This window comes from Marvinbryantia formatexigens DSM 14469, from assembly GCF_025148285.1.
GTDB lineage: Bacteria > Bacillota > Clostridia > Lachnospirales > Lachnospiraceae > Marvinbryantia > Marvinbryantia formatexigens.
Window position 1 is genome coordinate 78,670 of record NZ_CP102268.1, and the last position, 15,421, is coordinate 94,090.

Genomic DNA, 15,421 nt, shown 5'->3' on the forward strand with positions numbered 1-15,421 from the left:
TATCATTTCAAGATTTTCAATATGTGATATCAGCTCCGGACGCGCGTCATTATCCTGCTCCACAGGGACATTATGCGTGGATTTTCATGGCATTCAAAGCTCTTGCCGTACTGGAGGAATAGTGGTTGATAATCTCACTGTGTCCGATGTCCAGTGTCGCAATCGCGTCCATATCTTTCCTGTCCAGAGCAAAATCCCAGATGTTTAAGTTTTCCTCCATCCGCTCCTTCCGGGCGGTTTTGGGAATGACAACAACACCTCTTTGTATATTCCATCGTAAAATAATCTGCGCCGTGCTCTTTTGGTACCTGGCAGCGATTTTGCTCAGAAGACGATGCCGGAAGATATTTCGCTGCCCTTCCGAAAGAGGTCCCCATGCCTCCGGCTGTACCCTGTATCGTTTCATGGTCTGAATGGCGGAAGCCTGCTGATAAAACGGATGGATTTCCACCTGGTTGACTGCCGGCTGTATTTCGTGGTTCGCGCACAAATCTACCAGACGGGCCTCATCAAAGTTACAGACCCCGATGGCACGGATGCTTCCCTCCCGGTACATTTCTTCCATTGCCCGCCATGCGCCGTAGTAATCCCCGAACGGCTGGTGAATCAGGTACAAATCCAGATAATCCAGTCCCAGCCGCTTCATGGAATCCACAGCAGCTTTTTTCGCCCCTTCATAGCTGGCATCCTGCACCCACAGCTTCGTGGTAATGAATAATTTTTCGCGGGGAATACCGGATTTTTTAATTGTGGCTCCCACACCCTCCTCATTTCCATAGGCAGACGCCGTATCAAACAACCGGTATCCAACGGAAAGCGCGTCACTGACACATTTTTCGCATTCCTCCGACGGAATCTGAAACACGCCGTACCCTTCCTGGGGCATCTTTACCCCATTATTCAGCGTAATATACTCCATACGTATCCTCCTTACTGTGAGCACTTATGTGTGAACGTACTCTGCGCCGCCTCCATGCTGGTTGCTGATTCCGCGTTCGGTGAAATACGAGCTGTCTTTGATGTCCAGCACCAGAAGATGATCGATTTCTGTCTCTGAGAGTCCCTGCTCCAGATACAGATTCCGCAGGGATTCATACGCTTCTCTTGTCGGTCCGGAGCCATAGTATTCATCATCCTCACCGATAGCCAGATAGACCGGCAGACGTTTTTCCACCACCGGCTCATAATCCCCATCCCATCTGGAGCTGCAATGCAGATATGCAGTGAACAGTTCCGGTGCCTTTTCCAGCACCAGCGACATGGTTTCGCCGCCACCGGAATAGCCGTTGGCATAGACCCGGCCGGTATCTATGTTGTACCGCTGCAGAAGATAACGTATCAGGGCTATGGTCTGGTCTGCCGATGTTTCTCCCCAGTCGTTAAGCTGCGGCGCGGCAATAATCATATTCTCATTATACTTCTGCGCTTCAAAGGCAAAGTCCTCTGATTCCAGGTTCACGCCCACCCCCTGGAAATACAGTCCTTCATATCCGGGCAGAGTAACAAATAAGGCATAAGATTCACTTCCGTCATAGCTATCCGGAATATAAATGTGATAATGGATATCTCCGTCGTTTTCCGAATGAAGCACATTGTCCATCAAAAATCCACTATATTCTTCGGTTCCCGCCGTAACACGCCCGGATATGCTTTCTGTTTCCTGTGCAGTTGTTTCTGACGGAACAAATGTGTCCTTCGCCAAAGCTTCCGGCTGTCCGCAGACTGTTACGAAAGCTGCCAGAAACAGCGCCGCCAGCCCGGCTGAAATTTTAGTTTTCTTCATGTTCGCCATCCTCCTGTAGTCCATTGGATGCTATAATTTCCTGTAGAGAAATATGTTCATTTCTATAACGTGCCTTTGGATTTTTTTGTTTCCCTGTTTTCAAATACATTTTAGCTGATGGCTCTGGAAAAGTACAATGCCGATTCGTCAATTCACTATAATCTATGCGCATACTATATTTTCAAACAATTTCGACATCACTTTCTGTTTTTGAGCAAAGAAAAAGCCAGCAGATGGCATTCTGCTATACCGCCTGTTGGCTCCTGTCTCTCATCAAATTCCTGTTTCAAAATCCCCGTTTATACCGTCCCGATGATATATAATTTCTCTTTTTTCTATTCCACCATTTCTTTATAAGGTCAATCCAGAATGCCGCCAAATTCCAGCACATTCTCATATCCCATATCTGCCAGTTTCCGGGCTGCCTGCTTACTGCGCCTGCCGCTTCTGCAGTACACCAGTATCTTCTAATCTACTGGTATCCCATAGCTGATTTCTCCTCTTCGTCGTTTTCATGTTTTTCTATCATTTTACAAATTGCTTCTACCGTCCGGCTCTGCCGGTTCGGATAAAAGCGGTAAACAGGAAGTTTTCCAACTCTACAAGTTGGAAGTTCTCAATCAATAATCTTATATCCTGCAGCATAAAGAACTTCCAGTCCATTTTGATAATTTTCCTTTTTTATCAATACATAGTCTGTGTTATAGGTGGATACTGCAAAAATCGAAATCCCTTTCTCAGCTAAAACAGCAGCAATTTTAGCCAGTATTCCAATTAGTGAAAAATCCAAAATTCCCTGAATACGAAAAGCTTTCCAGCCATCATTACGTTTAATCGTATTTGCCGGGACTTCACTTGTAATGCATACCAAGGATTTTTCCTCATCGGTTTTTCCAATAAAATTGTATTCCGAATCTAAGTTTACAAGTGAATAATCTTCCACCTGACATACTGAAAAGTCTTGATGTATCTTTTTTATCTCCATACTAACATACCTCTCATCTGCTTTTCTATTCTTGTTAAACAAAAATATCTAAAGAATAGACTACTCCTTATCTTTCTGCAAAAATTCAATATATTCCTGCCCCCAGTTTTGCAATGCCTCTATTACCGGATGAAACTTTTTTCCAATCTCTGTCAGAGAATATTCCACTTTTGGCGGAATAGACTCGTATTGCTTTCGCTCCACCAATCCATTATCTACCAATGCTTTTAACTGAACAGACAATGTCGCATGTGTCATCTTTGGCATAAGACGTAAAAGACCATTGAAACGGATGGGACCATCTTCCAAATAGTGCATGATTAAAACAGCCCATTTTCCCGAAATCAGGCTCTGTGCTGTCGCATAAGGACATTTCCCAAAGCGTTCTTCCATTGTCGAATCCGTTTCAAATAATCTCTCCATCTCATTACCTCTTATACATCAAATTCATCCTTTAAATCCAGCATTCCACGAATCTCCGCATGACCATTTTCGAGATAGAACATTCCCATCTCCCAGCCATTCTTATCATACAGGCTCATAATCTGCGGCATTGCTGTACGCACCTTTTCCAAAAGAGCTTCATCTTTCACAATCTTTACAGTTCCATCATAACGCATAAACTCATTACCGCGAGCCGCCAATACCTCAACATGTGGATTTTTCATCAGCTGTGAAAAAACATTTTTGAATGTACCACATCCAAAATATAATTTACCATCATCTAACATATGGAAACCAAACGGACGCCCCTTTGGCTTATCACCATCTATAGTTAGAAAATAAAATGTTTTTGCCTCATCTAAAAAACTGTTTACTTTTTCAATATTTGTCATAGTGGTATCCTCCTTATTGTTGGTCATATTTTTGAACTAATATAATTATATGACCGCTAAGACAATCTATCAAGTACGATTATTTTTGATACCTGGTATCTTTGAGAATACCCATGTAAATTGATTTATTATCTCTACAAATTCCGAATTTAACCTTTCTTTTTACCCAAACAGGCACAGGCAAATGCAACAAATAATCCCAGTAATATCCATGAAAATGCCGCACTAAAAAAAACAAAAAGCATTTTCAATTCCTCCTTTCAAATTTCGATTTGTTGATGCTTCCATTCTATCATACTTTTCCTGTGTTTTCTATTCCTATCCAGCAAGGTCAATCAGCTCTTTTCTGACTGCACCTGTCCGTCACGCCCCTTATTCTTATATGACGGAATATGTCTTTGCACAGGATATACCAACATTGGCAGAACCCCTAAACAAAATAAGCTGAATACATAAATACAGACTGAAATATTTCAGGTATTAAAACAAAGAAAACGGTCAACGTTGACAAACTCATATATTCTGTTAAAATAATACTACCGAAATTACAATTCTAAAGAAGATGCAGGGAGTATTGCGGGGATGTTCTGTAAAATGTGCGGCATTTCCTACATGAAATGAAAAAATATCAATCTTTATGAAGTAAGAGGTATTTTATGAAAATCATAATACTATCCTTAGTGACTGGATATCTATTTGGCAGCTTTTTAACCGCAGAAGCAGTATCTTATAAATATCTTGGAAAAAGCATACGCTCCGTCGGAACCGGCAATCCGGGAATGGCGAATGTCATGTCACAGATTGGGAAAAAACAGGGATTTCTCGTCCTTATCGGTGATATTTTAAAAATACTTATCGCGATGCTTCTCGTGTGGATAATCACAGGGCGGACAAATACGGACCAGATTATTCTATATACTGGGTTTGGCGGGGTTCTCGGACATAATTACCCTTTCTGGCGGAAATTTCACGGCGGGAAAGGAGTAACTGTTACATGTACCTGGCTGATTGTATGGATGCCATTATGGGGAACTCTGTGCTGTCTGGCTGGCGGTATCATTACATTATTAACGGGATACCTGCCTCTTGGAGCTATTCTGATTCCTCTGATTGCCATACCATTTGCTTTTTGGCAAAAAGGTACTATTGGCGGATGTATTTTAATTCTTGCTTCTCTCATTATGCTCACAAAACACTATCATGGACTAATACGAATCATTCATGGAAAAGAACCTAAGAAATTCCGATGAAAAGTATGTTCTGTACTTTCATCTGCATGGGGCAAAAGAACTGCTAATCTGAAAACATACTGCAAAGGAGGATCTGTCATGGCCGAATTAAATCAGTTTTACCAGCTGGTTGCCATTGCCGATACCGGCACACTGTCAAAAGCTGCCGAGATTGTTCATATCTCTCAGCCTGCGCTTACACGTTCCATGCAGAAGCTGGAAGCCGAGTGGAATGTGACTCTGTTTGACCGGCAAAAAAATAAAATCACGCTGAATAAGACCGGAGAGCTTGCCGTCCAGCACGCCAGACGGATTCTGGACGATGTAAATACAATGACCGATGCAGTCCAGGCTTATGAGCGGAGCCTTCGCACCATTTCCATCGGTTCCTGCGCTCCCGGTCCTTTACTGGAATTGCTCCCGGAACTGACAGAGCGTTTCTATGGAATGGCTCTGAACTCTGAAACAACTGCTTCCGGACGTTTGCTCCCTGGATTGGAAAAGGGTACCTACCAGGTCATCATTACCGACCGGGAGGTAACTGCCCCGGACATTCTCTGCCGTCCGCTTTGTACGGAGGAGCTTTGCCTCACCGTTCCTCCCGCCCATCCCCTTGCAGGCTGCAAAGAAGGCATTTATCTGGATGACCTGGCAGGGGAAACTATGCTGCTGCTCAATGAAATCGGTATCTGGGAAGAACGGGTAATCTCGAAAATGCCACAGACACACTTTATTCGCCAGGACCAGGATGAAGCCTTTTCAGCGCTCGTTCAGGCTTCCGCACTTCCTGCCTTTGCCTCCAATCTGACCTTAAAGCACAGCAAACGATGGGCAGAACGGACCAACCGTCTGGCACTTCCCATCCTCGACCCGGAAGCCCATATCACCTTTTATTGCTGTGTACATAAATCTCATAAGGCATATCTGCCGGGTCAGCGCATGGTATAACTATCCGGGCATACCGTAACGCAGATGCATTCATTTTTCCGGATGCCTATACCAGAAGATTTACCACCAGCCCGGTGGCAAGGGAAAATATCATCACAAATACAATATAAATTACAAAATTTCTGATTCCCAGAACGATTTTCAGCGCTCCCAGATTTGTAATCTTGGTGGACGGTCCGGTAATCATAAACGCCGCCGCGCTGCCCATGCTCATCCCATCCATCAGCCATGCCTGCAAAAGAGGAATGGTTCCTCCGCCGCAGGCATACAGCGGCACGCCAATAGTCGCAGCCATCAGGACACCGAACGCCTCGTTGCCGCCGAAGAAGGTCGTCATCAGATCCTCCGGCACATAGCGCTGGAACACCGCGGACAAAAACACGCCGAACAGGAAATAAAGACCCGTCGCCCGGATATTCCGCCCGATATTTTTTATCAGACGCAGAAACAGATTTGGATCCGTGTCGTGATTATGAGGCTCCTCAAAGCCTGCAAAATTGAAAAACGGCTTTTCCCTGCAAAAGAAGTGGATCAACAATCCCGCCACGATTCCGCAGATAAAGCAGGACACGATGCGGACTGCCAGAGCCGTCGTTCCCAGCGCCGTGCTGTAAATAATAAGCTGTGGGTTCAGCAGGATGGAACACATCATGAAGGACGCCAGCCATTCATCCCGCATCCCGCTTCTTGAAAAAGAAGCCGCCAGCGGAATCGTTCCATACATACAAAGGGGCGAGGCAATCCCAAGGAGGCTTGCAGGTACAATTCCCACAAGCCCCATCCTGCTTTCACTCATGGAACGCAGGATGCCGTGAATCCTGTCCTTCAGAAAAACAGAAACACAGGAACCCAATACAATACCAAGAACCCAGTACCAGAAAATCTGCCGCAGCTGTACATCAAAATAGTACCAGAGATATACAAACTCCCGGTGCAGAATGTCAATCATCGATGCTAACCATCTGCTTTGTTTCTGATTTTCATATGATTTCTCCGTTTCACTTATTTCAACTGCGCTCCGTCTTTGAAAGCATTGCCAACGCGTTCGCCCAGTCTGTAGTAACCATAATGCACCGTATCGAAAATAATCGGACTGAACAGATCCAGACTGATTTCTCCGTCCTCGCCAAGTACCCGTTCATCCACGCTGACATTGACGATTCGTCCCAGATACTTACTATCGTCAATCACTTTCACAAGCTCACATTCCAGAGTTACCGGAAGCTCGTTGATAACCGGAGCGTTGACAAAGCTGCTTTTTGTCGTGGTAAAGCCTGCTTTCTCCATTTTATCCGGCTCCTTGCTTCCAGATACAAGCCCCACGTAATCACAGGCAACCATATGCTCTGCATCTGCCGCACTCACAGTAAATGCTCTGGTCACCAGAAGGTTTTCCGTGGTCTTATGTCTGGAGAGGTCGATGATAATCTCATCCCTGCCCACGATGCCGCCCCAGGCGGCGTTCATGGCATTTGCCTTCCCATTTTCATCATAAGTACCGATAATCAGAACCGGCTGTGGGAAAAGAAACGGTTTTGCTCCAAAATTTTTTCTTACTGACATTGCATTGTCCTCCTGTTTATTTTTATTATTAATAATTTCACTGTATCCAATATCCAGCTCATCTGCTTTCAAATCCATTTTAAACGATAGCTCCGGAAAAGTACAGTGCCAATCAGGCAAGGTACTATAATCTGTGCGCATACTGTGCATCACCCCGTTACTGTAATTGCCTTTGCCAGAATGCAACGGCCTCATCAAGCCACCCCTCCGCCACCGTGCCGGTTCCCAGACCAAAACCATGAGAAAGCCCCGGATAGGAATGAAATTCCGTGTCGATTCCCAGAGCGCTCATGCCGTCAAGCCGCTGCTTCATCGTCCGCCAGCTGGCAATGCCGTCGCTTTCTCCCACCGTCGCAAAGGTTGCCGGGTCGCTTTTGCTGTATTCGCTAAGACCGGTATATTGCATGATAACTGCCGCGGGCTGGGGCAAGTCTTCCGCGCCAAAGACCGCCGTTCCATAGGAACCGACCCACGCCGCCATTCTGGCCCCGGCGCTGCCGCCCCACAGGGAATAGCCGTCTGTGTTTACTTCCAGTTCTTCCGCGTGTTCAAAAATAAACTGAATCGCCCGCGCCAGATCTTCACAGGCAGTCTGTGCACCGGGCCGGTAAATCAGTGCAAAGGCGTTATATCCCCGTCTGGAAAGCTCCAGCGCGTGGGGAAAGCTGTCCTGCATGGCTCCCACATAGGCAAACGCCCCGCCCGCATTGCAGACGGCGAATCGTTCACCCGGTGTCCCCTTAAAGAAAAACAGCCCGGTATCTTCTTTTTCCGGGTCAGCCGCCTTCTCTTCCTCTGTGTAAATTTCATAAAAAATGGTATCCCCCAAAGCGGCGTGTTCCTTCATATAATTCGCGATTTTCACAGTTTCCTCCGGGTCAATATTCGTGTAATAGGTCAGATGCAGATCACCCAGCGTGTCTCCACTATAGTACCAGTCGTCCACCGGAAAGATAAGCCTGCCATAGTCCCCGAAAACAGGGTCACTTATGACATCAGATATAGGGGTATCAACAATATAAAGACCGGTCGCCAATGCCCCTTCCATATCCTTTTGCTCATATTCCCCATCCATCGCGTTCGTTGTCATATCCTGCCCCTCCTGGGAATCATCCGATTCGGCTGAATTTCCACGTGCAGTCAGCGCCGTCATAAAAAGAACAGCCAGAATTCCCATTGCCATCGCCTGCTTCATGCACGTATTCCTCCTTCGCAAGCTGCTTTCTGTCATTTGTTACCTATAGTATAAAAAAATCGAGGCTCCTTAAGAAGTCTCGATTCGTTCATTAGTTTATACCCAGAGGTTATATCTAAAATTTCTTCCTTATATCTACAAAATCCCGATAAATTCCATCCTTTTCCATAAGCTCATCATGAGTTCCCTGTTCGCTGATTCGTCCATCGGAAATCACCAGAATCTGGTCCGCCTCCCGGATAGTATTCAGCCGGTGTGCGATCACAAGCAATGTTTTCCCCTTTACCAGCTCATTGATTGCCTCCTGGATATAGCTTTCATTGTCTGTGTCGACACTTGCAGTAGCTTCATCCAGAATAATAATCGGCGCGTCCTTCAAAATACAGCGGGCAATAGAGATTCGCTGCTTTTCCCCGCCGGACAGAGTTGCGCCGCCCTCCCCGACGACTGTCTGGAATCCATCCGGCAGCGCCATGATAAAATCATAGCAGCGGGCTTTTTTGGCAGCCTCATAGATTTCTTTCTCAGCAGCGTCCGGTTTTCCCATGCTGATATTATTGTAAATGGTATCCTGGAACAGGTACACCCTCTGGAAAACCATGCTGATCTGTTCCATCAGTTCAGCGAGAGGCACATCCCGGATATCTGTCCCGCGGATTGTCACTTTGCCGGATTTTACATCCCAAAACCGCGCCAGAAGATTTGCAATCGTGGATTTGCCGCCGCCAGACGGTCCCACAAGTGCGGTCATGGTATTCTTCTGCATGGAAAAGCTGATATTGTGCAGGACTTCCTTGTCCTCGTAGGCAAAGGTCACATGATCAAAACAGATTTCCGGTGAGCCGGAGCTTTCGCTCGGAATATGCGCTGTCCCCTTATCTGGCAGCTCCGTTTCATTTAAAACTGCTTCAATACGGTCCAGCGCAGCGTTCATAACCGTCAGGCGGGATGCCTCTCCATACAGCGCCTTCAGCGGGCTGAACAAATCAAAAACAAAAAGCAGCACTCCACAAAGGTACGGCAGGGAGAGCCCGCCGCTTAACTGAAGCTGTACGGAAAGCGCAAAAATCGCGGCAATTCCAACTGCATATAAGATATTCAGCCCTCTTGTCCACGGGGTCATTTTCCGCTCAAAGGCAAGCGATGTATCCCTGGACCGTCTGAAATTCCCGGTCAGTTCTTCTGATTTTTCCCCAATCAGATTATAGCTTTTAATGACGCCGATTCCCTCCGCAAAAGAGAGTACCGCATCCGTCAGATGTTCGCTTTGATCCTGTCTGCCCGCTGCCTCTTTCAAGGAAACTTTATTCATTCCTTTTGCAATTACCGACGCAAGCAGGGTCACAGCAGCCGCGATCAGACCAGGCCGCCAGTCCAGAAAGAACATAAATACCAGCAAAATAAAAGCAGAGAGCATATAGCTCATCATATTTCCCAGCGTACTCATGGCAGCTTCTTCAATGAACACCATATCGGTGCCAAGTACAGAGCTGATTTTTCCGATATTGCCGGATGTAAAATACCCCATAGGCAATTTGCCAAGATGCCCGCCAAGCTCCATACGCTTATCGGCAAAAATCATATATCCGGCGGCGCTCTGCAGACGGTCACAGAGATAATGAACGAGCGCCTGCAAAACCACCACGGCAGCAAGAGCAAGCCCGATATAAAGGCAGCCGGCTTTGGTCAATGTTTTCTGATAGAACCCGGAGAGTACGAGAAACGCCAGAAAGACAGGCATTTTTGCAAGTATAGATTCCAGAAAAGCACATACGAACGCTCCCTGAATCCGGCCTTTATACCTGCCGGAGAGTTTCAGAATCCTTGAAAACAATGCCAGCATTTATTTTCCCTCCTCCCCTTTGTTTGTCGCGCTGTTCACGACATCATGGTATCCCCTTGCGGGGTTTGCAGTTGTTACTTTCCACCCGGCGCTTCTCTGGGACGCTTTCCACAGCTTCTGGTATTCTTCGCAGCGCTCAAGCAGTTCTTCATGGGTGCCTGCTGCCGCCAGCCTGCCATGTTCTATGACGCAAATCTGACCGGCGTCCCTAATTGCAGGAAGTCTGTGGGCGATTACAAATAAGGTCTTGCCCTTTACAAGCTCCGCAATCGCAGCCTCCATTTTTTCCTCGTTCTCCGGGTCAGCGTATGCGGTCGCCTCGTCAAGCACTACAATAGGGGCATTCTTCAGGATTGCCCGCGCCAGGGAAATACGCTGGCGCTGCCCGCCGGAAAGCATTTTGCCGGCGTCACCCGCCATAGAGTGAATCCCCTGCGGAAGCTTCTCAAGAAATTCCATGCACTGTGCTTTTTTCGCCGCTTCAAGGACTTCTTCATCCGTGGCGCCGGGCCGCCCCATGCGAATATTTTCAAGCAGGGAGGTATTAAACAGATACTGATCCTGCGCCACATAAGAAATCTGGCTGTTCAGCGCCTCCAGGCTCATCTCTGTTATGTCCTGTCCGCCGATGGAAATCGTTCCCTGCTGAAGGTCATAATAATGAATCAGCAGTTTTGCCAGCGTACTTTTGCCGGAACCGGATTCTCCGACCAATGCCGTTTTTTGTCCGGTCTTTGCCGTAAAGCTGACATCTGTGATAACTGCATCCATTGCCGCCGGCGGTTTTCCGTCCGCCCCGGACTGCGCCTTCCTGCACTCCGGAGCATTTTCTGCACAGGACGCATCCTCCGGGCGTCTCCTGTCTCCGGCGGAATTCACCCTGTATCCGAATGTAACATGGTCAAAGCAAATATCATGATTCATTCCATGAAAAGTATCCTCTGTCTGCCTGAGTGGCGCAGTTTCCAACACCTGCTCCAAAGCCGCTATTTTATAGTTAAGCTGGGGCATGGTCGGTAAAAAACCCAGCGATTTCAGCAGAGGGACACCAATACTGAGGGACAGGCAAAGGATTAATATAAAATCCGGCAGCGTCGAAAGTCCACAGAGAACAAACCATGCACCTAAGGGCAAAGTGAGAATGATCGTACAGGGTAAAAGACTGCTGTAAACTGCCATCCACGGCCATGCCGCTTTATACCATTCCAGCGTATAATCCCGATAATCAGAAACATCTTTGCGAAAGCGCTCATAGGACTGCGCATCCTTATTGAATACCTTCACAACCTCCATGCCGTTAACGTACTCAATAATGGTATTATTCATTTTCTGCCCTGCCATATAGTATGGTCCCATTTTCTTCATACCGACAGAGTACATCATCATCATGGCCAGTACGCTCACCGGAACAGAGGCAAGGGATAAAAGCGCCAGCTTCCAGTCGATAAAGAACATGGCAATGTAAACAGCCAGCGGAATCATCAGATTTGCGATTCCCTCCGGCAGGGAGTGGGCGAGCAGGACTTCCAGGCTGTCCACATCATCTACAAATAGCTTTTTTATCGTACCTGTCCCCTTATCCTGGATAAATCCAAGAGGAAGCTGCTCAAATCTTTTCTGCAGAGAGGTACGGAGCCGGAGCAGCGTATTGTACGCAGCCTTATGGGAAACATCCAGTCCCCACCCATATAAAACCGCCTGCAGGATGAGGCATACCAGAACGCCGGCTACCCGCGCCGTCACATAACCGGTATCAATGGTATTGCCCATGACAAGCGGTGAAATTATCTGACACGCCAGCACAAAGGGAAGTATCCCCATAAGGACACTGAGCAGCACGATAAAGGTTGCGCTGTATAAGTCTTTCCTGTATGGTCCGGCATACTCAAACACTTTTTTGAACATATCAAAGCCTCCAGTCTTCAACATATTGTTTTGAAAGCGACCGCAAAATTTCTGGGGAGGTCAGTACCTGACTGCTGACCGAATCCTGTCCGTCAAGCCGCAATACCTCCGAGCAGGTGCGGGTAATAAATTCAAAATCATGCGACACAACGAAAACAATCACACCGGCATCTGCAAGCTGCTCAATCAGACGGCTTACCCTCACCATAGAATCGTAATCAAGACCGCTGGTGGGTTCGTCAAAATAAATGACCGGGCTGTCCCTGACAATGGCGGCACCTATCGTCACCCGCTGTTTCTGACCTCCCGATAAGGACGCCGGATGACACTCCCGGTATTCGATAAGCTCCAGCGCTTCCAAAGTCTCCGCAACTTTCCCGGAGCAGTCATTTTCCATTCCCAATGACAATTCTTCCTCCACGCTGCTGGCAAAGAGCTGATAATCAGTATCCTGCATGACAAGATAAGACAGACTTCTTCTCTGGCGCGGGGACAGCTTTTTTTCGTTATAACAGATACTTCCGGTTTTCTCTTTCAGAAGCCCTGTCATAATTGAGAGCAGGGTGGTTTTCCCGGCTCCGTTATGCCCCAGTATACCGATCACATCACCCCGGTGGGCTTCAAAACTGATGTTTCTTAAAACATCCGGTCCTTTCTTATATGCAAAAGAGAGGTTCCTTACTTTCAATGTGCAGCTGCCCTCACGCGGCGCAGCCTTTTTCTGATACCGCCCGGCATCCCGCTCCGGCCACACGGTACGCAGTCCATACCGGATACGGGTTTCATCCGGCAGTGAGCAGAATTCATCCTTTGTAAAAGTTCTCGTCAGTTTGCCATCCTGGATTAAAAAAGCCCGGTCAAGCAGCTCCCGCAGATAATAAAAACGGTGTTCTACAACGATAATGGTGTATCCATCCTCCTTCAGGCTTTTCATAATTTCCGCCAGCCGCTTTGTGGCGGCATAATCCAGATTTGCGGACGGTTCATCAAAAATATAAACCTTCGGCAAAAGGGCATACACAGAGCCAATGGCAATCTGTTGTTTTTCCCCGCTGGACAAATCAAAAATACTCCGGTTCAAATAATCAGCCAGCTTTAAATCCAACGCCGCCTTTGCGATACGGTCAATCGTTTCTTCACGGGAATAGCCCATATTCTCGCATCCAAAGGCAAGCTCCCGCGTCGTATCTGTCATAAAAAACTGCGAGCGCGGGTCCTGGAATACGGTTCCCACCTTACCGGCTAAATCAGAGGGCTTCCGTTCCAGTAAAGATTGTCCGTCCAGCAGAATATCTCCCTTTGACTCTCCGGGATAAAAATGCGGAATCAGTCCGTTCAGGCAGCGAATCAGGGTAGTTTTCCCGCATCCGCTCCTGCCTGTCAATAAAACGAATTCCCCTGTCTGTACCGTCAGGCTAATATCCTGTAATGTAAATTCGTCCTTTTCTTCGTATCGGAAAGAGAACTTTTCAAATGTAATCATCGCTATACCCTCCATATAATGATTTCCCCGATAGAGGTATAGTCAAGGAATAAAAGTCCCGCCAGAAAAGCAATCCCCAGAGCAGTAACCATGTACTCCTTCCACGAAAAGCGGACCGGATTTAACGCATATCTTCGCTCTTCCAGCTCCAGACCGCGGGTCGTACCGGATGCCGCCAGCTCGTCCGTCACTTTCAGACACCGCATGAGCAGGGGAATCAGAATATACTCAATCGTAGAGAGCGGATGTGTAATCTGCTTCCATGCCGTATCGCTGATTCCGCGAATATCCATTGTATTGCGGATCATACGGTACTCGATGCGCAGCGTCGGGATGTAACGGAACATGACAACCAGCGGAATAGTGACAGCCTGCGGCAGCCGCATTCTTTGCAGCGCTGCCATAAGGTCGTCCATGTGGGTCGTGCGCAGAATCCATATTCCCATCATAGCAATGGGAACCAGCTTCAGAATTGTCACGCCGAACACACTCATAATCACGCTGAGCACCGGAATAGAAACATAGCGCAGTAAAGCATTGAGCCAGGCTATGACAATATAAAATACCAGCATCTTTGCCGCCCATTTTGCTCCGTTGCCGACAGCAATAAACAGCGCAAAGGCGGCAACAAGCACCAGGCTGCAGATTTCTCCATTCAGAAAGTAGCTGACACATCCGATCAGAATCAGTAACGCCGCCTTGCACCGCGGGTCTAAAGCGGCTGTGTGCCTGAATTGTCTTTTTGTAATCATTTTCTTTATGTTTTCTTCCATACTGTCCTCCAACCCCGGCGGCAGTTTACCGACAAAATTATGTACCTTTTTGGAGCTGTCACTTTACGGATACAAGCCCGGCCCTGATAAAGTGCTTCTTCAATGCCCTCTGTCCAATGTAACCGCCCAGCAGACCGCCGAGCAGACCTGCGGCTACAATCACGACAGGCATAAAGCCGGAAGTAATCTGAATCATGCCATCTATGTATTCCTGCGCAATGTTGTTCTTTTCCATCGCCCCTACAAAAGCATCCTGCAGGAATCTCATAGGTCCTACAATCGCCCCAAAAGCAAAGATGCCGCGGAAAATTGTGTAGGCAATCATCATGGACTTCATTGTGATTTCCTTCCTGCCCATAATCAGAAAGTCACAAATCAGCCCGCCTGTAATCAGCGCGACCGGGATAAGCCAGAATCCGCCGACCAGCAGAAACAGGATTCCCTGAATCGTGCCGCAGATGGTGAACACGCCCTTCTTCGGCACCTTTGCCAGCAGCAGCATCATAACAATTCCCTCAGGGATCGCGGTGACGGCAGGATAGAAAACATTGGTAACAGGACCGGCAATGCTCATTACGGTACTGATGATCATGCAGATGATCCACATGAGAGCAGTCAGAACGCCAATCAGAATAAAGTCCTTCGCATTTAATTTTTTGTTCATGTCAATTCCTCCCTGACTACGGTGAAACGCGCTCTGCGAGTTCCGCCCGTTATTGCGGCGCTCCTCAAATACCCATGTAAGCATGGCATTCTCATCGCTGCCCGCGTAAAATATGGCGTGGTTAGTTTTTTCTAACCACGCCATATATCATAGCAATTTGCATCCGCAAATCCAACCCAAAACCAGTTTGATTCTACCCGGAATCCGTATTTTG

General features: G+C 47.3%; 16 protein-coding genes. 2 read left to right on the forward strand and 14 right to left on the reverse strand.

Translation table 11 applies throughout. The annotated features are described in order from the left end of the window. Positions 1 to 70: 70 nt before the first annotated feature. The 6 genes from NQ534_RS00390 to NQ534_RS00410 all read right to left on the reverse strand — a co-directional run bounded on the left by NQ534_RS00390 (position 71) and on the right by NQ534_RS00410 (position 3,604). Positions 71 to 919 (reverse strand): aldo/keto reductase, encoded by an 849-nt coding sequence (locus NQ534_RS00390; protein ID WP_006860314.1) that lies wholly within the window; start codon positions 917 to 919, stop codon positions 71 to 73. Positions 920 to 943: 24 nt separating this feature from the next. Continuing rightward, positions 944 to 1,783, reverse strand: a complete 840-nt coding sequence (locus NQ534_RS00395; protein WP_242655297.1) for a prolyl oligopeptidase family serine peptidase — start codon at positions 1,781 to 1,783, stop codon at positions 944 to 946. Positions 1,784 to 2,142: 359 nt separating this feature from the next. Further along, on the reverse strand, positions 2,143 to 2,241 hold the full coding sequence (locus tag NQ534_RS21805) for a rhodanese-like domain-containing protein (protein ID WP_334290759.1): 99 nt from the start codon (positions 2,239 to 2,241) through the stop codon (positions 2,143 to 2,145). A gap of 158 nt (positions 2,242 to 2,399) precedes the next feature. Beyond that, positions 2,400 to 2,768 carry an ACT domain-containing protein gene (locus NQ534_RS00400; protein ID WP_006860311.1) on the reverse strand — a complete coding sequence of 123 codons (369 nt, stop codon included), beginning with the start codon at positions 2,766 to 2,768 and terminating at the stop codon, positions 2,400 to 2,402. Positions 2,769 to 2,828: 60 nt separating this feature from the next. After that, positions 2,829 to 3,191 carry a winged helix-turn-helix transcriptional regulator gene (locus tag NQ534_RS00405; protein ID WP_006860310.1) on the reverse strand — a complete coding sequence of 121 codons (363 nt, stop codon included), beginning with the start codon at positions 3,189 to 3,191 and terminating at the stop codon, positions 2,829 to 2,831. Positions 3,192 to 3,202: 11 nt separating this feature from the next. After that, entirely contained in the window at positions 3,203 to 3,604 is a 402-nt protein-coding gene (locus NQ534_RS00410; protein WP_040781547.1) for a pyridoxamine 5'-phosphate oxidase family protein, read from the reverse strand. 656 nt (positions 3,605 to 4,260) lie between these two features. On the opposite strand from NQ534_RS00410, the gene NQ534_RS00415 reads away from it, so the two are divergent. Together NQ534_RS00415 and NQ534_RS00420 are read left to right on the forward strand one after the other, a co-directional pair. Further along, positions 4,261 to 4,854, forward strand: coding sequence for a glycerol-3-phosphate acyltransferase (locus NQ534_RS00415; protein WP_006860307.1), 594 nt, complete (start codon positions 4,261 to 4,263; stop codon positions 4,852 to 4,854). 78 nt (positions 4,855 to 4,932) lie between these two features. After that, complete coding sequence (locus NQ534_RS00420) at positions 4,933 to 5,781, forward strand: LysR family transcriptional regulator (RefSeq protein WP_006860306.1); 849 nt, start codon at positions 4,933 to 4,935, stop codon at positions 5,779 to 5,781. 46 nt (positions 5,782 to 5,827) lie between these two features. On the opposite strand, the gene NQ534_RS00425 is transcribed toward NQ534_RS00420, so the two are convergent. From NQ534_RS00425 to NQ534_RS00460, 8 genes are all read right to left on the reverse strand, one after another. After that, positions 5,828 to 6,730, reverse strand: coding sequence for a permease (locus tag NQ534_RS00425; protein ID WP_006860305.1), 903 nt, complete (start codon positions 6,728 to 6,730; stop codon positions 5,828 to 5,830). A gap of 53 nt (positions 6,731 to 6,783) precedes the next feature. Continuing rightward, the gene (locus NQ534_RS00430) at positions 6,784 to 7,344 is read right to left on the reverse strand and encodes a flavin reductase family protein (RefSeq protein ID WP_040781721.1); all 561 of its coding nucleotides are present in this window, start codon (positions 7,342 to 7,344) and stop codon (positions 6,784 to 6,786) included. Positions 7,345 to 7,501: 157 nt separating this feature from the next. Then, positions 7,502 to 8,539 (reverse strand): alpha/beta hydrolase, encoded by a 1,038-nt coding sequence (locus tag NQ534_RS00435; protein WP_006860303.1) that lies wholly within the window; start codon positions 8,537 to 8,539, stop codon positions 7,502 to 7,504. A 115-nt stretch (positions 8,540 to 8,654) separates the two neighbouring features. Beyond that, on the reverse strand, positions 8,655 to 10,382 hold the full coding sequence (locus NQ534_RS00440; RefSeq protein WP_006860302.1) for an ABC transporter ATP-binding protein: 1,728 nt from the start codon (positions 10,380 to 10,382) through the stop codon (positions 8,655 to 8,657). Beyond that, positions 10,383 to 12,287 (reverse strand): ABC transporter ATP-binding protein, encoded by a 1,905-nt coding sequence (locus NQ534_RS00445; protein ID WP_081455556.1) that lies wholly within the window; start codon positions 12,285 to 12,287, stop codon positions 10,383 to 10,385. It lies immediately after the preceding gene. A gap of 1 nt (position 12,288) precedes the next feature. Further along, entirely contained in the window at positions 12,289 to 13,770 is a 1,482-nt protein-coding gene (locus NQ534_RS00450) for an ABC transporter ATP-binding protein (protein WP_176944193.1), read from the reverse strand. Between the two features lie 2 nt (positions 13,771 to 13,772). Next, on the reverse strand, positions 13,773 to 14,543 hold the full coding sequence (locus NQ534_RS00455; protein ID WP_006860299.1) for an energy-coupling factor transporter transmembrane component T family protein: 771 nt from the start codon (positions 14,541 to 14,543) through the stop codon (positions 13,773 to 13,775). Between the two features lie 58 nt (positions 14,544 to 14,601). Further along, entirely contained in the window at positions 14,602 to 15,207 is a 606-nt protein-coding gene (locus NQ534_RS00460) for an MptD family putative ECF transporter S component (protein ID WP_040781542.1), read from the reverse strand. Positions 15,208 to 15,421 lie beyond the last annotated feature (214 nt).